The 18,938-nt window shown below is 51.2% G+C and carries 21 protein-coding genes and 3 tRNA genes; 5 read left to right on the forward strand and 19 right to left on the reverse strand.

Annotated elements, in window-relative coordinates:
* Positions 1 to 42: 42 nt before the first annotated feature.
* Both ACFX4U_RS05540 and ACFX4U_RS05545 read right to left on the reverse strand, forming a co-directional pair.
* Positions 43 to 558, reverse strand: a complete 516-nt coding sequence (locus ACFX4U_RS05540; protein ID WP_208657755.1) for a phage major tail tube protein — start codon at positions 556 to 558, stop codon at positions 43 to 45.
* Positions 559 to 1,740, reverse strand: coding sequence for a phage tail sheath subtilisin-like domain-containing protein (locus ACFX4U_RS05545; RefSeq protein ID WP_313509577.1), 1,182 nt, complete (start codon positions 1,738 to 1,740; stop codon positions 559 to 561).
* Between the two features lie 150 nt (positions 1,741 to 1,890).
* Here ACFX4U_RS05545 and ACFX4U_RS05550 point away from each other — a divergent pair, with 150 nt between their 5' ends.
* From ACFX4U_RS05550 to ACFX4U_RS05560, 3 genes are read left to right on the forward strand one after another with little or no spacing between them, the layout of a single operon-like run.
* Positions 1,891 to 3,033, forward strand: coding sequence for a phage late control D family protein (locus ACFX4U_RS05550; protein ID WP_313509610.1), 1,143 nt, complete (start codon positions 1,891 to 1,893; stop codon positions 3,031 to 3,033).
* A gap of 48 nt (positions 3,034 to 3,081) precedes the next feature.
* Positions 3,082 to 3,330: an ogr/Delta-like zinc finger family protein gene (locus ACFX4U_RS05555; protein WP_313509575.1), complete on the forward strand. Its 249-nt coding sequence runs from the start codon at positions 3,082 to 3,084 to the stop codon at positions 3,328 to 3,330.
* Positions 3,331 to 3,371: 41 nt separating this feature from the next.
* Positions 3,372 to 3,677: a hypothetical protein gene (locus ACFX4U_RS05560; RefSeq protein ID WP_313509572.1), complete on the forward strand. Its 306-nt coding sequence runs from the start codon at positions 3,372 to 3,374 to the stop codon at positions 3,675 to 3,677.
* A 275-nt stretch (positions 3,678 to 3,952) separates the two neighbouring features.
* On the opposite strand, the gene ACFX4U_RS05565 is transcribed toward ACFX4U_RS05560, so the two are convergent.
* The 6 genes from ACFX4U_RS05565 to uvrY form a co-directional block, all read right to left on the reverse strand.
* Positions 3,953 to 4,039 (reverse strand) — tRNA-Leu (locus tag ACFX4U_RS05565).
* Between the two features lie 13 nt (positions 4,040 to 4,052).
* A tRNA-Cys gene (locus tag ACFX4U_RS05570) sits at positions 4,053 to 4,126 on the reverse strand.
* A gap of 54 nt (positions 4,127 to 4,180) precedes the next feature.
* Positions 4,181 to 4,256: transfer RNA gene (locus ACFX4U_RS05575), tRNA-Gly, on the reverse strand.
* 149 nt (positions 4,257 to 4,405) lie between these two features.
* A complete protein-coding gene (pgsA, locus tag ACFX4U_RS05580; protein ID WP_017458337.1) occupies positions 4,406 to 4,954 on the reverse strand; it encodes a CDP-diacylglycerol--glycerol-3-phosphate 3-phosphatidyltransferase in 549 nt (182 codons plus the stop codon).
* Positions 4,955 to 5,010: 56 nt separating this feature from the next.
* Complete coding sequence (uvrC, locus tag ACFX4U_RS05585; RefSeq protein ID WP_305735697.1) at positions 5,011 to 6,843, reverse strand: excinuclease ABC subunit UvrC; 1,833 nt, start codon at positions 6,841 to 6,843, stop codon at positions 5,011 to 5,013.
* Complete coding sequence (gene uvrY, locus ACFX4U_RS05590; protein ID WP_017458339.1) at positions 6,840 to 7,496, reverse strand: UvrY/SirA/GacA family response regulator transcription factor; 657 nt, start codon at positions 7,494 to 7,496, stop codon at positions 6,840 to 6,842. The genes uvrC and uvrY overlap by 4 nt, the downstream gene beginning before the upstream one ends.
* Positions 7,497 to 7,962: 466 nt before the next feature.
* Between uvrY and ACFX4U_RS05595 the strand changes: the two genes are divergently transcribed.
* On the forward strand, positions 7,963 to 8,187 hold the full coding sequence (locus tag ACFX4U_RS05595; RefSeq protein ID WP_017458341.1) for a DUF2594 family protein: 225 nt from the start codon (positions 7,963 to 7,965) through the stop codon (positions 8,185 to 8,187).
* 67 nt (positions 8,188 to 8,254) lie between these two features.
* On the opposite strand, the gene sdiA is transcribed toward ACFX4U_RS05595, so the two are convergent.
* On the reverse strand, positions 8,255 to 8,977 hold the full coding sequence (gene sdiA, locus ACFX4U_RS05600) for a transcriptional regulator SdiA (protein ID WP_200550607.1): 723 nt from the start codon (positions 8,975 to 8,977) through the stop codon (positions 8,255 to 8,257).
* 106 nt (positions 8,978 to 9,083) lie between these two features.
* Here sdiA and ACFX4U_RS05605 point away from each other — a divergent pair, with 106 nt between their 5' ends.
* Positions 9,084 to 9,272, forward strand: coding sequence for a hypothetical protein (locus ACFX4U_RS05605; RefSeq protein WP_313509567.1), 189 nt, complete (start codon positions 9,084 to 9,086; stop codon positions 9,270 to 9,272).
* Here the strand turns inward: ACFX4U_RS05605 and tcyN are convergent.
* The 10 genes from tcyN to ACFX4U_RS05655 all read right to left on the reverse strand — a co-directional run bounded on the left by tcyN (position 9,262) and on the right by ACFX4U_RS05655 (position 18,722).
* Positions 9,262 to 10,014, reverse strand: coding sequence for an L-cystine ABC transporter ATP-binding protein TcyN (tcyN, locus tag ACFX4U_RS05610; RefSeq protein ID WP_313509564.1), 753 nt, complete (start codon positions 10,012 to 10,014; stop codon positions 9,262 to 9,264). The genes ACFX4U_RS05605 and tcyN overlap by 11 nt on opposite strands.
* On the reverse strand, positions 10,011 to 10,679 hold the full coding sequence (gene tcyL / locus ACFX4U_RS05615) for a cystine ABC transporter permease (RefSeq protein WP_017458344.1): 669 nt from the start codon (positions 10,677 to 10,679) through the stop codon (positions 10,011 to 10,013). The genes tcyN and tcyL overlap by 4 nt, the downstream gene beginning before the upstream one ends.
* A gap of 21 nt (positions 10,680 to 10,700) precedes the next feature.
* Positions 10,701 to 11,687: a D-cysteine desulfhydrase gene (gene dcyD, locus ACFX4U_RS05620; RefSeq protein ID WP_305735695.1), complete on the reverse strand. Its 987-nt coding sequence runs from the start codon at positions 11,685 to 11,687 to the stop codon at positions 10,701 to 10,703.
* A gap of 109 nt (positions 11,688 to 11,796) precedes the next feature.
* Positions 11,797 to 12,597, reverse strand: a complete 801-nt coding sequence (gene tcyJ / locus ACFX4U_RS05625) for a cystine ABC transporter substrate-binding protein (RefSeq protein ID WP_017458346.1) — start codon at positions 12,595 to 12,597, stop codon at positions 11,797 to 11,799.
* 83 nt (positions 12,598 to 12,680) lie between these two features.
* Entirely contained in the window at positions 12,681 to 13,232 is a 552-nt protein-coding gene (gene fliZ, locus ACFX4U_RS05630; protein ID WP_017458347.1) for a flagella biosynthesis regulatory protein FliZ, read from the reverse strand.
* A 62-nt stretch (positions 13,233 to 13,294) separates the two neighbouring features.
* Positions 13,295 to 14,014 (reverse strand): RNA polymerase sigma factor FliA, encoded by a 720-nt coding sequence (locus ACFX4U_RS05635; protein WP_007371523.1) that lies wholly within the window; start codon positions 14,012 to 14,014, stop codon positions 13,295 to 13,297.
* A 99-nt stretch (positions 14,015 to 14,113) separates the two neighbouring features.
* Positions 14,114 to 15,238: an FkbM family methyltransferase gene (locus ACFX4U_RS05640; RefSeq protein WP_380218590.1), complete on the reverse strand. Its 1,125-nt coding sequence runs from the start codon at positions 15,236 to 15,238 to the stop codon at positions 14,114 to 14,116.
* Between the two features lie 40 nt (positions 15,239 to 15,278).
* Complete coding sequence (locus ACFX4U_RS05645; protein ID WP_305735693.1) at positions 15,279 to 16,388, reverse strand: Gfo/Idh/MocA family protein; 1,110 nt, start codon at positions 16,386 to 16,388, stop codon at positions 15,279 to 15,281.
* Positions 16,389 to 16,398: 10 nt separating this feature from the next.
* Positions 16,399 to 17,571: an ATP-grasp domain-containing protein gene (locus ACFX4U_RS05650; protein WP_313509555.1), complete on the reverse strand. Its 1,173-nt coding sequence runs from the start codon at positions 17,569 to 17,571 to the stop codon at positions 16,399 to 16,401.
* Positions 17,568 to 18,722: a DegT/DnrJ/EryC1/StrS aminotransferase family protein gene (locus ACFX4U_RS05655; RefSeq protein ID WP_305735691.1), complete on the reverse strand. Its 1,155-nt coding sequence runs from the start codon at positions 18,720 to 18,722 to the stop codon at positions 17,568 to 17,570. The genes ACFX4U_RS05650 and ACFX4U_RS05655 overlap by 4 nt, the downstream gene beginning before the upstream one ends.
* Positions 18,723 to 18,938 lie beyond the last annotated feature (216 nt).

The raw sequence follows: 18,938 nt of genomic DNA on the forward strand, positions 1-18,938 counted from the left end.
GGTGGCAACCTGTGCCACCGTTAAAGGGTTAAGTGAAAGCAGTCAGCTATTCAGGCCAAGCGCGGAAGAAATACGATCCGGGTAGAGATTTTCCCCGTTGCGCTTGTAGATAAAGTTCAGCAGGTCAATTTCCAGCAGCGGCTTATCATCAACCGACAGCCTGTAATAGGTGTTTTTGATGGCGTAGGTATGGTTAGTGTCATCACCCTGCTTTGCATCACCGGGATCAATCTCAGTAATGCGACCGCGCATTTCCACTTCCATCAGGGAACTGGTTCCGCCGCTATAAATCTCACCAGCAAAACGCAGGCGCAGTTCGTCAATGTCACCACCGTATTTCAGGAGCAACTCTTCAACCACGCCGCCAACAACCATTGAGGCATCCAGCGCGCCGGAATCGATACCCAGATCCACGGCAACCGCCCCGAGCATACCGGCGCCCTGAAAATCCTCAGTTTTGCGGGTAAGCTTCGGTAACGTCACGCTGGGGATTTTCCCGATGTAGTTCACGCCATTGACGAACAGCGTGAACAAACGAATTTTTTTAGGGATAGCCATTTACGCACCTCCGAGGGATGAAAATGCCGCTTCGTAATACTGATCGGTGAATGTCTGAATCATCGTCAGATCTTCCAGCGGTGGAACCGGGCTGTAGTTGTAGCGCACCACAGCTTTACCCTGCCGGATGCCGGTCGTCGGGTTATCAACGATATCGAACCAGCAGGATGCACCAATCAGTTTGCCCTCAGTGACCAGCGCCTGAAGCTTGCTGTTAATCCCACTCACCACGTCTTTGACGTTTGCAGGCGTCAGTGGCGTGTCAACGGTCGTGAATTGCGCTTCAGCGATGCTGTCCGCCAGAATCTGGGCTGTGCGGGTATAGACCTCAAAAATGTATTCATCCGTATCCGTGGTGCGGTTGCCCCAGAAACGGAATCCGTCACGTTTAATAAGCGTGGTGATCTCATTGGCATTCAGCTCGTTAGCGTCCGAATCTTCCGCCTGAAGCGCCCAGAAAACATCTTTGGCAATCCCGAGCACATTCCTGACAGCGACGTTGGATAACGACTTGTGCCAGCCCTGTTCATTATCGATCAGTGCACGAAGCCCCAACGCGTAGGCGACGGCGGGAAACTCTTCATTCACGCCGGTCTGTGAGTTATAGGCGATGAAATTGGGCCAGATAAGCATGCCCTCGCGCTCAGCGAACTGTCCGCGGTATGCTTTCGCTTCGGCGATATTCTCGCAGCCATCGCAATAGCTGTAAGAGAATGCACGTAGCTGCTTCGCGATCACGCGCAGCTGCGCCGTGACTTCCTGAGTGTCATAGTCCGGAACACCGAGAATGCGCGGGCGATAGCCGGTTTTCTGTTCGGCGGTCAGGAGGGAAAACATCCCGGTATAACTGCCGTCAGCCTGCGTGCCACCGATGATGAGCTTGGATTGAGTTGGCTCGTTCTCCCCTGCCTTCGCCTCCGCAACGCGCACCACAATCACGCGGGTGCTCACCTGGTCGGAAATGGCTTTAAGGGATTTGTAGAGGGAGCCTGTTTTTCCTGCACTCCCCAGGGCTGTGATAACACGCGTCAGCAGTACTGGCGTGTTGAGCGGAAAGGTTTCGGGGTCGGCGTCATCCGCAACAGCGACAAGCCCAATGACTGTGGAATCAATGTCATTGATCGCTGTCTGGAGGTCGGTTTCCTCCTTAACACGCGCCCCGTGGAAAAAGTTGTCGGTCATGCTGTACCGCCATCATGTTGTGAGTTCGGGGCTATATTCCACAAAATAAGCATGCCCGACACGCACTGCCGGGTGTCTGATGTTTGCGACAACAAACGACAGTTTTCTGCTTCGCGCGCGCATGAAACTATCAGCGCCGGAGGAGTTCATATGGCACTGTCAGCAGACGCAATCAGCAAAACCAAAGCACAACTGGATAAGAGCACAAAGACATTTCAGGATGAGCTGTCACCGGTTCCGGCGTTCCGGATCATGCTGGGTGGCAAGGCACTGACCATACTGGATGACCGGCTTATTTCACTGGAACTGACCGACAACCGTGGATTTGAAGCCGACGAACTGACGATCATTATTGCTGACAGTGACGGCCAGTTGCAGTTGCCGCCGCGAGGGGCGGAACTGTCAGTGTCCATCGGGTGGCGTGGCGAGCCGCTGGTCTATAAAGGGATTTATACCCTTGATGAAGTGTCGCACTCCGGGCCACCTGATCGCCTGGAGCTGACGGCACGCAGCGCTGATTTCAGGGATGAATTCAACACAAAGCGCGAAGTGTCCTGGCATGACGTTAAGGTTGAGCGCGTCATTTCCGCCATCGCCCACCGGTATAAACTGACGCCGGTTATTTCTGAGCAGCTGATCAACATTGAGATCGATCACGCCGACCAGACGCAGGAAAGTGATATGTCTTTCCTGACGAGAATGGCGGAAATGCTCGGCGCCATCGCCACAATCAAAAATGGCAGTCTGTTGTTTATTCTTCCCGGAGGAGGCGTCAGCGCCAGTGGTAAACCGCTGCCGGAATTTTCCATCACCCGTTCAAGTGGTGACCGCCATTCATTCCGTATTGCCGATCGTGATGCCTATACCGGCGTAAGAGCGTATTGGCTGGATCTGGAATTCGGCAAAAAGAAAAAAGTAACGATCAAAAGCCGCAAGCCGAAGAAGAAAAAACCACCGCGCAGCAGCGCCAGAGACGGGGATTATCTGGAGGGTGAAGACGGTAATGTCTATGTATTACGCAAAACGTACGCCAGTGAAACTGCGGCTAAGCGCGCAGCTGCTGCCAAATGGCAACAGCTCAAACGGGGTGCAGCGGAATTTACGTTAACCCTGGCGCGTGGCCGTGCCGATCTCTATCCGGAAATGCATGGAACCGTGGCGGGGTTTAAATCCGATATTGATTCTCAGGACTGGATTATTGCCCGTGCTGCACATTCAATTGATGAGGGTGGATTTAAAACCCGGCTGGAGCTGGAAGCCAAAATACCGGAATGGATTGCAGAGACTGAATAAACAAAGCCATAATAACAGCGAGTTCAACTCCCGCCATGGGAGGCCATCATGTTTGTTTGCCCCGTTTGTGGTGCTGTCGCTCGCACACGCACCAGTCGCCGTCTCAGCGAGATGACGATCCGCCAGTACCATCAGTGCCAGAACTTTGAATGCAGCATCACATTTACCACGCTTAACAGCGTGGAAAAGCTGGTAACGAAGCGCGGCCCGCGCGAGAAATTACCGGATGATTTCATCCCCATTGATGCATTTCCATCCTCACATTATGGGAATGGTCAATTAGATCTGTTGGTATAAAATGTTTGTCGCCTCAATATTTTTATGGAAGCAAGGAAATCATGAAGAAAATTTTAAGCACAGCAACCCTTTTATTTATCAGTACCGCTGCCTCAGCAGCAAGCCTTAAAGGTGACTATCCTGCTTGCACGTCTGAAAATGCATTTGAGAAATTACAAGCCATTATTCAGCACAAAGATCAAGGTTCTTACAAAGAAATCATGGGTACAGAATGTTTTTTCCCGAAGAAAGATTTGCCAGTTGATAAAATCGTATCAATGGGATGGACAAGCGGCGTCGCACAAGTAAAAGTTTACTTCAAAGGTGAACTATACGATTTGTGGACGAACACAGAGAATCTTCAATAATCGAATTACAATGATGAGAGATTATAAAAGACCCCGTGAAAACGGGGCTTTTTTCATTATAACACTCTAAATTTTGCCAAATCATGTCAGTCTGATTAGAGGAATATATTTTATATCACCTGATATGATAACTTGGACTTTCTGTACTAAGTGCTTTAGTTACCGCCACACCATCGCCATTTCATCGCCACTCAGCAAATTTCAGGCATAAAAAAACCGCCTTTAAGGGCGGTTTCACGACACTGCTTATCATTGATTTTATTCTTGTTTTCCCATGGTACCCGGAGCGGGACTTGAACCCGCACAGCGCGAACGCCGAGGGATTTTAAATCCCTTGTGTCTACCGATTCCACCATCCGGGCTCGGGAAGGAAATTGGAGGCGCGTTCCGGAGTCGAACCGGACTAGACGGATTTGCAATCCGCTACATAACCGCTTTGCTAACGCGCCTGAATACTACAGGTTTTTCAACCCGCACCCGCTAATATAGCCGATGCGTTAAACTGGAGCGGGAAACGAGACTCGAACTCGCGACCCCGACCTTGGCAAGGTCGTGCTCTACCAACTGAGCTATTCCCGCATTATCAAGATTTGTTGTAATCTCTTGATTTTACAATCATCTGGCGAGCTACGCTGCCTTCCGATGCGTTGCATTCTACTTACCTGACGCACTGAGTCAACGATATTTTTCAAAACCGGGATCGTTTGCTGAAAATTGCGACGAAACGATCACGGTTCAAGCAGATCGCCACGCGCAGCGTTGAGGTATTGCAGCATTGACCACAGCGTTAACACTGCAGCAACAAAAAACAGCGCAATGCCGGCATATTCAACCCAGATATTCGGACGCCAGAGGAGCCACACCAGCGCGACCATCTGCGACGTGGTTTTGACTTTACCAATCCACGAAACGGCCACACGGCTGCGCTTACCCATTTCCGCCATCCATTCACGCAACGCAGAAATAATGATCTCACGCGCGATCATCGTTGCCGCAGGCAGCGTCACCCACCAGCTGTGATAGTGTTCTGCGACCAGCACCATCGCAATCGCGACCAGCACTTTGTCAGCAACAGGATCGAGGAAGGCACCAAAACGGGTGCTTTGATTCCAGCGACGCGCCAGAAAACCGTCAAACCAGTCGGTTACCGCAGCACAACAGAAAATCAGCGCACAAACAAACGGCGCCCACGGAAAGGGAAGATAAAACGCCAGCACGAAAAACGGGATCAGGATGACGCGAAATAGGGTGAGCAACGTAGGGATATTAAATCGCATAGTGGCGTTAACTGTCTGTTGTCCGTAAATATTCGCTCTATGGTGCTACAGAGCCCTTAATGTTTCAACGAGTAGTAGATCTTTTCTGCCAGTCCTTGCGAGATCCCCGGCACTTTTGAGATTTCATCAATACTTGCATTGAGTAAACCTTGTAAACCGCCCATATATTTTAACAACATCTGACGTCGCTTCGGCCCGACACCTTCAATGGTTTCCAGTGAACTGGTATTTTTCACCTTCGCGCGTTTTTTGCGGTGTCCGCTGATAGCGTGATCGTGTGACTCATCGCGAATATGCTGGATAACGTGCAGCGCTGGCGAGTCAGGCGGCAGACTAAAACCCTCCCCTTCCGGTTCGAAGAACAACGTTTCCAGTCCTGCTTTACGATCGGCCCCTTTCGCCACCCCCAGCAGCAAAGGTTTATTTTTATCCCACGCCACATCCAGTTCGGCAAAAACAGTTTTCGCCTGCCCTAACTGCCCTTTCCCGCCATCGATGAGGATCACATCAGGGATTTTGCTCTCTTCAATCGCTTTACCGTAACGGCGACGCAGCACCTGATTCATCGCCGCGTAGTCATCACCCGGCGTGATGCCACTGATGTTGTAGCGTCGATACTCCGCCCGCAACGGCCCATTGGCATCAAACACGACGCATGAGGCCACGGTTTGTTCACCCATTGTATGGCTGATATCGAAACACTCCATGCGTTTCACTTCCGGCAACTCCAGCACGCTGGCCAGCGCAGAAAGCCGCTGATGAACCGTTGATTGCTGAGAAAGTTTGGTTGCCAGCGCTGTGGCGGCGTTGGTACGCGCCAGCTTAAGGTAACGCGCACGGTCACCGCGCGGTTTGGTTTGCACATTCACCCGCCGGCCAGCGAGTTCGGAAAGCGAGTCGCTCAGCAGCGTTTTATCGCTCAAGTTGAAATCGAGCAAAATTTCACCTGGCAAGGTACGCATCTGGCTACCCTGCAAGTAGAACTGACCAACAAAGGTTTCCACTACTTCGCCAAGCTCGGTCCCGCCCGGCACTTTCGGGAAATAGCTGCGACTGCCAAGCACTTTTCCCTGACGGATAAACAGCACATGCACGCATGCCATTCCGGCATCGAAAGCCACGCCGATAACGTCCAAATCGTCGCCAGTATTAGAAACAAACTGTTTTTCAGTTACACGGCGTACGGCCTGAATCTGGTCGCGGACACGCGCCGCTTCTTCAAACTCCAGAGCCTGACTGGCTTTTTCCATGCGAGCGATAAGCTGAGTCAGTACCTGATCATCTTTACCGGCAAGAAAGAGGCGCACATAGTCAACCTGCTGCGCATACTCCTCTTCACTGACCAACCCGGCGACACACGGCCCAAGGCAGCGGCCAATCTGGTATTGCAGGCAGGGGCGTGAACGGTTGCGATAGACACTGTTCTCGCACTGGCGAACAGGGAAAATTTTCTGCAGTAGCGCCAGTGTCTCGCGCACGGCATAACCGTTCGGGAAAGGCCCGAAGTACTCCCCTTTCGCATGCTTCGCGCCGCGATGCATGGAAAGACGAGGATGCGTATCACCGCTAAGAAAAATAAACGGGTAGGATTTATCGTCACGCAGCAGCACGTTATACCGGGGCTGGTAGAGCTTGATGTAGTTATGCTCAAGCAACAGCGCTTCGGTTTCCGTGTGGGTAACGGTGACATCAATCTGCTGGATCTGTGCAACCAGCGCTTCCGTTTTGCGCGAGGCAAGGTTGCTGCGAAAATAGCTGGAAAGCCGCTTTTTCAGGTCTTTCGCTTTACCGACATAGATAACAGTTCCACCGGCATCATACATACGATAGACGCCGGGTTTACTGGTAACCGTTTTGAGAAATGCTTTCGAATCAAAAACTTCAGTCACTGACTTATTAACGTCTCCGCATTGCACAACCCGTGGCGAATAGCGAGGTGCGTCAGTTCGACGTCGCCATGAATGTTCAATTTGCTGAACATACGATAGCGGTAGCTATTCACCGTTTTTGGGCTCAGATGTAGCTGTTCTGAGATCTCATTGACCTTCTGGCCTTTGGTGATCATCAGCATAATCTGCAATTCACGTTCAGACAAACTGTCGAACGGCGAGTCCGTTTTTTCGGGTTCGATTTGGCTAAGCGCCATTTGCTGAGCAATATCGGAAGCAATATAGCGCTGACCAGACTGCACCGAGCGGATAGCGTTCACCATTTCCTGCGGCGCGGCGCCTTTGCTGAGATATCCTGCTGCTCCCGCCTGCATCACTTTCGCGGGCAGTGGGTTTTCAGTGTGGACAGTAAGCATAATCACTTTGGTATCAGCACTACCACGCGCAATTTTCCGCGTCGCTTCGAGGCCGCCGATACCGGGCATATTCATATCCATCAGGACGACATCAACCGTATTGGCCCGACACCATTTAATGGCATCTTCCCCACAGTTGACTTCGCCGATAACTTTTATGCCCTTAATGTCTTCAAGAATGCGTCGTATCCCTGCGCGCACCAGTTCATGGTCATCAACAAGTAGTACGTTGATCAATGGAGTATCTCCGGAATAGGGATAACGCGACAAAAGCCTAATTCATCGTATATTAACTTTTTTTCATCTAACAGTGAAAGGTTAAAAAACCAGTAACTTTCGATTTTGTTCGCGTTTTTGGAAATTAAGTTGTACAGAGCGTGGAAAGTTTCGCAAGCTTTTCAAGCGCAGCGCCAAAAAAGTTTTAGTCGTGCTTTTCAAAGCGTTACTCAAAAATTGTGTTTGCAGATATGATTATTAGCACGCTTCGCATGTAACAACAATTAACTGCCTCTAAACCATGCTTAAACATATATTCTTCGATAATTAAAAGCAGCATGGCTTATTACCGTCAGGTTTAATTTAATAAACTGAAAACAGTGATCAAAAAACAACCACTGCTTTCTTTTGCCGTCATTATGGTATACTCCGCCGCTTTGACAGTGTCCGTCGCGCACGTGCGCGACATCGTAACGAGGAAAATAAATTGAGCACACCTGATTTTTCCACTGCTGATAATGCAAAGGAACTGGCGCTGGAAGTCTCCTGCCTGAAATCAATGATTACGCTGATGCTGCAGGCCATGGGCCAGGCAGATGCTGGACGCGTTATCCTTAAAATGGAAAAGCAAATCGAACAAATGGAAGATGAAGCTCAGGCGGCGGTATTTTCCGGTACTGTTAAGCAAATTAAACAAGCCTATCGCCAGTAAATAATAACCGGCTGCCAAAATAACTTTGTCAGCTGGCTATCTTTGCCGGGCAAAACATAAGGGATAATTAAATCATCCCTGTCGCCGCTGCGTAGCATGCGATCTGTGTTTTGTTCGGCGCATTAAATTTCTTCTGCATATTTTTTTGATGAAAATTAACGGTGTTTTCGGAGATGGATAAAATCATCGCGATCTCTGCAGATGTTTTACCCTCTGCCGTCCACTTGAGAATTTCACGTTCACGCTTACTGAATTTCATTTCAGGCGCCAGCACCATCTGATCTTCCAGACGCGTTAATGCCAGCAGGCTTAACTGCACCAGCGTCTGCAGGCGCAATTCAATTTCATCATCCGACATCATTTTGCCAAACAGGCTGGTGCGCGACACGGACAAAAAACCCATTGCATGATTGGGCAACATCAGGCACTGCGAAATACCTTTGCGCAATCCGTGATCCCGGGCAGCATCCCACAACACCGTGGCATCGCGAAAGAGTTTGTCATTCCAGGGAAGATGTCCCTGAATGAAGTTTTCAGCCTTCAGCACCGGGTCAATAGCAAAGTAGTTCTCTGCCTGATAATGCTGCATCCACGCTTGCGGATAAGAGGTTTCAACGCTCAACTTCGGCCGGGTAAAAGGCACCGGGTGGCGAACGCAAAGCGAAAAATAATCAAATTCCAGCAGCTGTGTCTGCCGCTGTAATTCGGAATAAACATCCTGGGATGTTGTCATCTCCTGGAACCGCGACATCATGTCACGACGCCAGGTAAAGAATTCTATATCCTGCATACCGACCGGTAATACCCCTGGTTTTAATAATCATTATTTTGTATACAATAAGCTAACACATAAAACTTAATTATAAATATAAAATATCGATACATCTGGAGATAAGTTGCGTTTAACGCCAGCGTTAACGGCTTCTTCAGGAGGGAATAACTGGCTGATGTTTCAGGCGCACGGCATAAAGTCGGTAAATATCCCTGCAAAATCTGTATGTAATAAACCCAGCCAATTTAACTTAAGTAAAATAAACGCGATTCAGCCGAAATGGGCGCTGAACCGCGAAAGCATTATTGCATGAGGAATTTTTCTAGAAACTGACGCGTACGCGGTTGCTGCGGATCGGCAAACAACGCTTTCGCTGGCCCTTGTTCCACAATACGCCCCTGATCCATAAATATTGCCCTGTCCGCCACGTCACGTGCAAAGCTCATCTCATGCGTAACAATCACCATTGTGCGCTTTTCCTGCGCCAGTTGGCGAATGGCATTAAGCACTTCTCCCACCAGCTCAGGATCGAGTGCGGATGTCGGCTCGTCAAAAAGGATCACGTCCGGGCGCATCGCCAGCGCGCGGGCGATCGCCACACGCTGCTGCTGCCCGCCCGACAAGCGCCGTGGGTAGCTATTCTCTTTGCCACTCAGCCCCACTTTTATCAGCAATTCACGCGCCCGCGCTGCCGCCTCGTCCTTTGGTTCGCCTTTCACGATCACCGGCCCTTCAATAATGTTTTCCAGCACTGTCCGGTGCGGGAACAGATTGAAGTTCTGAAAGACAAAACCAACATGCTGGCGTAACTGGCGGATAGCGCTTTTCTGCTGGCTCAGAGAACGCGCGGTATCAATGGTGATATCACCCACGCGGATTGTGCCGTTCTCCGGCTGTTCAAGCAGGTTAATGCTGCGCAACAAAGTGGTTTTACCGGAGCCGCTCGGGCCAATAATCGCCACCACTTCGCCCTGCTGCACCTCCAGATCGATACCGTGCAACACCGTCTGTCCGTGGAATTTTTTCACCAGATTTTTCACGTCGATAGCACTCATTTCGGGTCACGCTCCTGACGATTAAGCTGGTTTTCGAAATAGTTTTGCAGCGAAGAAAGCACCGTCGCCATTACCCAGTAAATCAGCGACGCCGCAAGGTACATGGTGAACACTTCCAGCGTACGGGAGGTGATTAACTGTGCCTGACGGAACAGCTCCGGCACCTGGATAGTTGCCGCCAGTGACGTATCTTTCACCAGGCTAATAAAACTGTTGCTCAGCGGCGGTAATGCGACACGCGCGGCCTGCGGGAGAATCGCGCGACGCAGCGTCTGCCACGGCGTCATACCAATACTTGCCGCCGCTTCCCACTGCCCTTTATCGATAGACGAAATTGCCGCGCGCAGCGTCTCCGCCGCGTAGGCCGCCGTATTAAGTGACAGGCCAATCATCGCCGACGGGATTGGATCCAGCTCAATCCCAAACTGCGGCAGACCGTAATAGATCATAAACAACTGGGCGATAAGTGGCGTACCGCGAAAAATCGAGATGTAAAAACGCGCCAGCCAGCGCACAGGTAAGAGCGGCGACATGCGCATCAGAGCTAGCAGAAAGCCCAGCAGTAAGCCAAAAAACATCCCGCCAATACTGAGTTGCAATGTAAATACCGCGCCCTTTAACAGGTAAGGCGCGGAGTCGATAACCAGTTGTAGACTCTCTTGCATTATGTTTGCTCTGCCTGGGAATTAAATATGGGGGTGATAGGCAAACAGCGCCGGTGCGCCACCTGTATGGATAAACAAAATTGGCCCGTTGTCTTTAAAGCGATTCTGCTCAATGCCATCCAATAACCCGGCCATCGCTTTGCCGGTATAAACCGGATCGAGCAAAATGCCTTCCAGGCGGGCAAGCAATTTCACCGCTTCCATTCCTTCATCATTTGGTGTGCCGTAGCCTGGCGCGAAGTAGTCATCCCACAACAGAATATCGGCGTTGGCCTGCAAGTCGAGTTCCCGCGCAATAGCCTGTTGCAGCGTCACCACTTTCGGTTTTTGATCCGCAACGCTACGTGAAACCGTCACGCCAATCAGTTCAACCTCCGGCATCAGTTGCTCAAGCCCGACCGCCAGCCCGGCGTGCGTACCGGCACTGCCGGAAGCGACCACCACCGACGAAAGGCCAACCGCACCTTCGCATTGTTGTACGATTTCCAGCGCACTTTCCACATACCCCATTGCGCCCAGCGCGTTGGAGCCGCCAACCGGGATCACATAAGGACGGAATCCCTGCGCTTCTACGCGCGTCGCCAGTTCCTCCAGTTGCGCAGTGGGATCCGTCAACGCATCACACATTTCGATCTGCGCATTGAACAGATCCAGCAGCAAGCGGTTGCCGTTAGTCAGGTAGTTTTCTGCGGTGGTGCCAATCGGGTTTTCCAGTAGCGCCACGCAGTGCAGGCCTAATTTCGCCGCTACCGCCGCCGTCTGACGCACGTGATTGGACTGGATCGCCCCTGCGGTAATCAGCGTATCAGCGCCCTCGCGCAGCGCATCCGCCGCCAGAAACTCGAGTTTACGCAACTTATTGCCGCCCATCGCCACCGGCGTGACATCATCGCGTTTAATAAAAATTTCGCGTCCCAGGTGATCGGAAAGCCGCGGCAAATACTCCAGCGGCGTGGGCGCGCCAATTAATTCGAGGCGCGGAAAGCGGGTCACATTGTGCAAGGACATAAAACCTCCGAAGACCGGGTAACGTTAGCAACTGCTTTTTATTATGCACACTAAAGTCGATGAAATAAAAAAGGCGCTTGATTAAGCGCCTTTTTTTAGCGGGTAACGATTACTTCGTCACATCCGCTCCAAACCATTTTTCCGACAGCGTTTTCATGGTGCCGTCTTTTTGCATCTCGGCAATGGCTGCGTCGATAGCTTTCAGCAAATCGTCATTACCTTTACGCAGCGCAACGCCGGATTCCTGACGCGAGAAAGCATCCCCCGCTACCGCCAGCGTATCTTTGGTTTTCTTCACCAGATCCAGCGCGGCCAGACGATCGACCAGGATGGCGTCAATACGGCCAACGCGTAAATCCTGATATTTAGTCGGGTCATCATCATAGGTGCGAATATCAACGCCCTGCACGTTCTTACGCAGCCACTCTTCATAGTTAGTGCCAAGACCTACGCCCACTTTCTTGCCTTTCAGATCCGCCGCGGATTTGATCCCCGCTTCGTTTCCTTTTTTCACCAGCGCCTGGATACCGGAAACGGTATAGGGCGTGGAGAAATCATACTTTTTCTTGCGCTCATCGGAGATGGTGACCTGGTTAATCACCACGTCGATGCGTTTAGAATCCAGCGATGCCAGCATGCCGTCCCATTTGGTGGGTTTCAGGGATGCTTTTACGCCAAGATGCTGCGCCAACGCTTCGGCGAACTCCACTTCAAAACCAGTAAGCTTGCCATCGTCGCCCTGGAAACTAAACGGCGGATACGTGCCTTCCAGACCCACCAACAGCGTGCCACGCTCTTTGACTTTATTGAGCAGGTTTTCCGCCGCGAATGTTTTCACGCTCATCCCTGCTACCAGCGCGACGGCCATCACACCCATCAGCGCCTGACGTCCCAAAAGTGCTAGTTTCATAGTTACCCCGATAAAGAAATTGGCTGTAGTGTAAGGTGCCTGACGCTAAGTACAAGCACAACTCGGCTACATCTTATTCCTTTTTAATATAAATCAGATGTTGCACCTACAGCGATTTTTTGCACGGAAGCAAAACGCATCTGGGTTTTAAACTGCGCATATTTGCGCAAGGCAATCCGATAATTATTGGTGCTGGTCGCAGGTAACCACGGTTCCAGATTTTCGTCGAGGAACCCTTCTTCAAGCAGCTGTCGGGAAATATTGAGTTCAGTGAGATGGTTGCCGAGGCGGCGCAAACGCACGACATACTCGCGCACCGTACCGTGGCTCATTTCGGTTTGTTCGAAAAGATATTGTTTAAAACCGATGATATCGAAGAAATCGCTCTGCTCTTTGCAGTGCAGATCGCCGCAAAAACGACAGAGCGCGACCCACTCTTTCTGCTCTTGTTGCCAGGCTGCTTCATCCAACAGCATATCCAGACGCGAAATCGCTATTTTGTTCACGATTTCGCCCCGGCGTACCAGTGTGATGCGATCAAGCAGCTTGTGGCAGTGTGCGCAATGCGTCTGGCTGTGTTTAAAGTCTTTAAGGTAGCGGCTTAGAGGCCGTCTTTTAGGTTGCTGCACCGTCATGATAACTCCTGGTTGTCAATGCGTTGTACGGCATTTACCAGGAGTGATGCAGAATCACCGACCTATAACTTACCCAGCTTGGTACGTAAGCGCTTAATGGCCTGGCTATGGAGCTGGCTGACTCGCGATTCCCCGACTTCCAGAACGGCGCCAATCTCTTTCAGATTGAGTTCTTCCTGGTAGTACAGTGTCAGGACAAGTTGTTCACGTTCCGGCAGCGATTCAATCGCTTCCATGACCCGGTGACGTAAATTACTTTCCATTAACTGGAATAACGGGTTTTCCTGTTGATGATCGTCGGTAACCAGCTCGATACTGTCGCCATGCTCTTCCCGCCATTCATCATAGGAGAAAAGCTGGCTGTTATTGGTATCGAGCAGCATCTGACGGTATTCCTCTACAGGAATTCCAAGACGCTGCGACACTTCTGTTTCCGTCGCGTTACGTCCCAGTTCTTGCTCAAGTTGCCCCATTGCCTGCGCCACTTCGCGGGCATTACGCCGAACGCTGCGCGGCACCCAATCGCGGCTGCGCAATTCGTCCAGCATCGCCCCACGAATACGCTGTACTGCGTAAGTGGTAAATGCCGTTCCTTGCAGAGCGTCATATCGGTCTACTGCATTCAGTAAACCGATACCGCCCGCCTGTAGCAGGTCGTCCAGTTCCACACTCGCCGGCAAACGCACCTGCAGGCGCAATGCTTCGTGACGCACAAGAGGTACATAACGCTGCCACAGCGAGTGTTTATCCATTACACCTTCAGCGGTATAGAGTGAATTCACGATAAACAGCCCTGCGTTAATTGAGTTATCGGCACGATTATCCGATTCTGGAGTGGTTTTAATCGGATGAATAGTGGGTGAAATGGGGGTTATTTGACTTTATTGAACCGTTCTCCCGACCGGTAATGCATATAACACCAGCTCAAAAGCCAGCGCCGGATGATGCCCGCGCAAATAAAAACGATAATTATCCGACAGTTCACGAATGTATTGCGGGATCGTCAGCAAATCTTCCGGCTTGTGATACAAGCTAATAGTCAAAACAGGCAAAGATGCACGAATGGTATGTTGCGCACCTTTTAGCGCTTCCAGTTCCGCCCCCTCAATATCCATTTTAATAAATGTAGCGTAATTCGTGCCTTCGAGAGCATTATCGATGCTGACCACATCAATGGAAGTGTTGCCTTCCCCTTCGCTTAAACGAGACGAGGTATCCATTCCGGAATCAAAGCGTAATGTTGTATTTTCCGACCAGACACCTTTATTGATGGCTTTCAGTTCAACATCGCCAATATCGGCACGCTGTAATAAGGCAAAATTTTTCGCTTCCGGTTCAAAAGCAAGGATTTTTGCCGGTTTCTTCACGCCCTGCTTCTGTGCAGCTTTCAGGAACGCAACCACGCTGTCGCCGTCGTAAGCACCGCAATCGACATACACTTCGTTATCCTGTAAACGCACCAGGTCTTCTGCCAGATAGTGGTTAGGATCGAAATATTTACCGTAGTACAAGCTGCGTGCGCAAATACGTTGATTAATAAACGCAACCAGCGTTTCTTTTGAGCGCTCATCGCCTAAAGAGTTATAAAACTCCGTCAAAACGGCTTCATTTTCCTGGCAAAATTCGGCGGTATAAAGCGTGTCCGTATTTACGCCAATAAAAGAGTGGTCGAAGATCAATATGCTTTCGGCGTTGTTTGCGAGCATCGCTTCTAATTCAGCGCTCACATACTGGATAGCCAGAATGTAATTATAGGTACCTTCTTGTCGGGTCAGTTGGTCTAAATTGATGATATCGTAACCGTAAAAGGTTGAACCTTCGGTAAAATATTTCTCATTGACCGCGACATAATCAACCTTCACATTCTGGTTGGTCAAAAATTCCCACGTTTTTTGCCCTAAATAACCGGCACCGCATAATACCAACGGACGACCATTCTTCTGCATTTCGTCGATCGTATCGAGAAAATGGTTTCTGGACTCGCTAATTTTTTCAAGAATAGACATATCTACCTCAGAGACTCATTCAGTACACAATAAGTGGCAATCACAGTACGATTTTTTGTTGCGCTAATGCGCTTTTGTTGGCGCTTTCAAGGAAAGCTAATCCTTTCAAAGCCACCTGCGAGCCAATAGCATAACTATTCGCTTCGCCGCGTAATGCTGCCGCGATATCACAGTAATAGTTCGCAAAGGCCTCGATAAACCCGGCGGGATGGCCAGCTTTAAAGCGGCAGTACCGCTCCTGGTTCGCCACCGTGTTGTCACTCGCCGTGCGGTCAATAATGCTGACGTTGCCGTGGATATCGGCGACACGTAAATATTCAGGTTCCATTTGCAGCCATTCCGCGCTGCCTTCTGTGCCGTACACCCTGATCCGCAAACCGTTGCGATAACCCAGCGCCGCCTTGCCATACCAGTAGTTGCACACCACATCATCGCTATAACGTGAAACGATATTCACCGTGTCCACCACGCCCGGCACACGGGCAAAGGTGCTGTTAACGGCATAGACATCCAGCGCATGTTTCTCGGTGAGGAACTCCACCAGTTGATGGACATGTACGCCAAGATCCAACGATACCGTCGGGATCGCGTTATCCGTGCGCCGCCAGGTTTGCGGTAGCGCGACGCTGCCGTCGCTGCGACAACGGCTGAAACCTTCTTGCGGCATCTCAACCATCACGTGCTGAATTCGGCCCAGCGCGCCGCTTTGCAAGCGCTGGCGTAATTCGCGCACCATCGGGTAGCCGGTATAGTTGAACGTCACGTAGAGCTGGCTATTCACCTCGTCGACGCGCTGCTGAATATCTTCAGCATCTTTGACGCTCGCCACTAAGGCTTTTTCGCAAATGATCGGCAGCGGATATTCCAGACATGCCATCAGAATTTCGCGGTGCGCGGGCGTAGGCGTGAGCACCACCACCGCATCCAGATGCGCGTGCTCTTTCTCAAGCAGCGTCAACGCATCCTGGTAAATCTTGCTCTCATCAAGCCCCCAGGCCATGCCGGTTTGCCGATTAAGGGCGTCATCCCGGCTGAAACAGCCGGCAGATAACTGGAAATGTCCATCCATCTGGCTGGCGATTTTATGGGTCATACCGATGGCGGAATTAAGGCCGCCGCCGATAAATGCCAGGGATAAGGGCTTAGCCATAATCCGGTCCTTACGTCGTTTTAAAAGAAAAATAGTTTTTAAGTTGCGGCGTCAGACGCGCCAGTTCAGCAACATCATCGAATTCAGCAAACACCAACCCAGCCCTGTCACGCGGCGCGGGCTCCAGCCGATCGCCAGGCAATTTCAGCGGAATAGTTTCGATAATACGTGCCGCCAGCGGCGCAAAAAGGTAGCCGGTAAAATGGGTATCGACATCGCTGGAAATAGTGTGCCGCGCAATGGCGCGAAGGTGCGCAGGTCGCCGCGCTGAAAACGCGGTGGCCTGCTGGCAACCCAGGAACGGGGCGACAAACTCGCTGGAATAATCAACGCCGGTTGAAAGCTCAATTAAACGGGAATAGAGATCGCCCGGGCAGCGCCGGGTAAGTTCGATAAGCCAAAAATCGTTGTCATTGGCAATAAACTGGGTATGCAGCAAACCGTCGACCAGTTGAAGCTGACGCACCAGGGTTTGCATACATTCACTGACGCGATCACGCATGCTTGCCGTCAGGGAAAGACTCAAGCTGCTGCTGTTGACCTGCCAGGGATAGACAGTGCAGAACTCATCGACAAAAAATTCGCAGACAATCTCCCCACCGCGGATAAACGCGGAGTGGCTGTAGAGCGCGCCCTGGCAAAAGGTTTCAATCACGCACTCGCCGTTTTGCGAAGCGCTACGGGCTTTTGCCACCGCATCGTCAAGTTCTGCGGCCTGCTGCACCAGGGTAATCCCGATGCCGCTATAAGCATCAATCGGTTTTACCAGCAACGGAAACGGGAGATGGCGCGCATCTTTAGCACGTCTTACCGCACGCGGGATCGGATAACCCTGCTGCTCTGCCCAGGCGCGGAAGCGATCTTTAAGAAAAAGCGTGTCGCTGACATCCGGCGTGTCGAAACCGGGCAGGCCAAGTTCGGCGGCAACGCGGCTCCCCGTCAGGTACGAAACATCGGTAACGCCAGGCGTAATGGCCGCAATGTTATGTTCGCGTGCGATCGCTAACACCGCATCGCAATCGGCATAATTTTGGACTTTGGCAATATCGGCAGACTTCATTCCCGCATCGTGCGGCTTACCGCTGCACACCAGCGTGGTAAAGCCCGCTGTTTTGATCGCCCGTTGTAAAGGTAGTGAGGCAAATCCCGCATCGAGGATCATCGCCGTACGCGTGGCTGTCATGCACCCTCCAGCGAAATAACTGCCGCACCGGGTGTTGCGGTTGCGGCGACTCCGCGAATGATGTCAGTGATACGCTGTTGATCTTCGCGCGCCAGCCCCGGATAAATCGGCAAGCACAGCACTTTGTCAGCGATAACATTTGCGCACGGCAAGTTCTCTTTCTGCGAGGAAGCAAGCCCACGATACATACTGAAGGAGCTAATCAGCGGGTAGAAATAACGGCGCGTTAAAATACCGGCATTTTTCAGCACGTCATAAAGCGAATCGCGATCGATACCGAATTCCGGCTCAATCAAAACCGGGAAGTAGGCATGGTTCCATGTCACATCAGCAGGCACATCCAGCAGACGAACGCCGTCGATTCCCTGCAGTAATTCCACATAATGCTGGTAAAGCGCCTGGCGATCGGCCAGCGCCTGATCGATATGTTTAAGCTGCAACAAGCCGAACGCCGCTTCAACTTCGTTCATTTTGGCGTTGATACCAGGGGCGACAACGCGCGTTTCCCCGGCAAAACCGAAGTTTTTCAAATAATCGATGCGCTGCTTGGTACGCGCATCGTGGCAAATAATCGCGCCGCCTTCGAAGGTGTTAAACACTTTCGTTGCGTGGAAGCTCAGCACCGACAAATCCCCGTGATTCAAAATACTGACGCCGTTTTTCTTCACGCCAAACGCGTGCGCCGCGTCATAAATCACTTTCAGGCCGTAGATATCCGCGACCTGCTGGATTTTGTCCACATCGCAGGGAATGCCGTAGCAGTGAACCGGCATAATCGCCGTGGTCTGCGGGGTGATCAGCTCTTCGACACGCTCAGGATTGATATTGTAAGTTTGCGGATCGATGTCGGCGAAAACCGGCGTCAGGCCATTCCATAACAGGGTATGGGAGGTGGCAACAAAGGAGTAAGGCGTGGTGATGACCTCGCCGGTGACGCGGAGCGCCTGCAGTGCGGTGAGCAGCGCCAGCGTACCGTTTGCGAACAAGCAAACATGTTTCACGCCCAGGTAACTTGCCAGCGCCTCTTCAAGTTCCTGATGGAAAACACCGCCATTCGTGAGGATCCGGTTGTTCCAGATCTTCTCAAGGTAAGGAATAAACTCTTCCAGCGGTGGCAAAAGAGGGCTGGTTACAAAGATATTATTGTCCATAGACAAACCTGCGCGCGTAGGAATTATCTGTTCATCATAACGACGCGCCTGGCGAGCTATCGGTGAAACAGGGGGCATTTTGTTATGCTTTTCCCCTCAGTGCTAAAGGTAAACTGGCGGGGTCTGCGCAGGCTGTGGAAAAATGGCAGGGCTTGCGTAATCAGCTATTCAGCGAAAAACCCGGTAATGTCACATCACCGGGTTTCATTGCCGCAA

The sequence above is a fragment of the Kosakonia sp. YIM B13588 genome, assembly GCF_042788165.1.
In the GTDB taxonomy this organism is placed as follows: Bacteria; Pseudomonadota; Gammaproteobacteria; order Enterobacterales; family Enterobacteriaceae; genus Kosakonia; species Kosakonia sacchari.

Excerpts from the sequence above, each read along its gene's own strand:
- ACFX4U_RS05540 (WP_208657755.1), bottom strand. The coding sequence starts at position 558 with ATGGCTATCCCTAAAAAAATTCGTTTGTTCACGCTGTTCGTCAATGGC.
- ACFX4U_RS05545 (WP_313509577.1), bottom strand. The coding sequence starts at position 1,740 with ATGACCGACAACTTTTTCCACGGGGCGCGTGTTAAGGAGGAAACCGAC.
- ACFX4U_RS05550 (WP_313509610.1), top strand. The coding sequence starts at position 1,891 with ATGGCACTGTCAGCAGACGCAATCAGCAAAACCAAAGCACAACTGGAT.
- ACFX4U_RS05555 (WP_313509575.1), top strand. The coding sequence starts at position 3,082 with ATGTTTGTTTGCCCCGTTTGTGGTGCTGTCGCTCGCACACGCACCAGT.
- ACFX4U_RS05560 (WP_313509572.1), top strand. The coding sequence starts at position 3,372 with ATGAAGAAAATTTTAAGCACAGCAACCCTTTTATTTATCAGTACCGCT.
- pgsA (WP_017458337.1), bottom strand. The coding sequence starts at position 4,954 with ATGCGATTTAATATCCCTACGTTGCTCACCCTATTTCGCGTCATCCTG.
- sdiA (WP_200550607.1), bottom strand. The coding sequence starts at position 8,977 with ATGCAGGATATAGAATTCTTTACCTGGCGTCGTGACATGATGTCGCGG.
- tcyN (WP_313509564.1), bottom strand. The coding sequence starts at position 10,014 with ATGAGTGCTATCGACGTGAAAAATCTGGTGAAAAAATTCCACGGACAG.
- tcyL (WP_017458344.1), bottom strand. The coding sequence starts at position 10,679 with ATGCAAGAGAGTCTACAACTGGTTATCGACTCCGCGCCTTACCTGTTA.
- dcyD (WP_305735695.1), bottom strand. The coding sequence starts at position 11,687 with ATGTCCTTGCACAATGTGACCCGCTTTCCGCGCCTCGAATTAATTGGC.
- tcyJ (WP_017458346.1), bottom strand. The coding sequence starts at position 12,597 with ATGAAACTAGCACTTTTGGGACGTCAGGCGCTGATGGGTGTGATGGCC.
- fliZ (WP_017458347.1), bottom strand. The coding sequence starts at position 13,232 with ATGACGGTGCAGCAACCTAAAAGACGGCCTCTAAGCCGCTACCTTAAA.
- ACFX4U_RS05640 (WP_380218590.1), bottom strand. The coding sequence starts at position 15,238 with ATGTCTATTCTTGAAAAAATTAGCGAGTCCAGAAACCATTTTCTCGAT.
- ACFX4U_RS05645 (WP_305735693.1), bottom strand. The coding sequence starts at position 16,388 with ATGGCTAAGCCCTTATCCCTGGCATTTATCGGCGGCGGCCTTAATTCC.
- ACFX4U_RS05650 (WP_313509555.1), bottom strand. The coding sequence starts at position 17,571 with ATGACAGCCACGCGTACGGCGATGATCCTCGATGCGGGATTTGCCTCA.
- ACFX4U_RS05655 (WP_305735691.1), bottom strand. The coding sequence starts at position 18,722 with ATGGACAATAATATCTTTGTAACCAGCCCTCTTTTGCCACCGCTGGAA.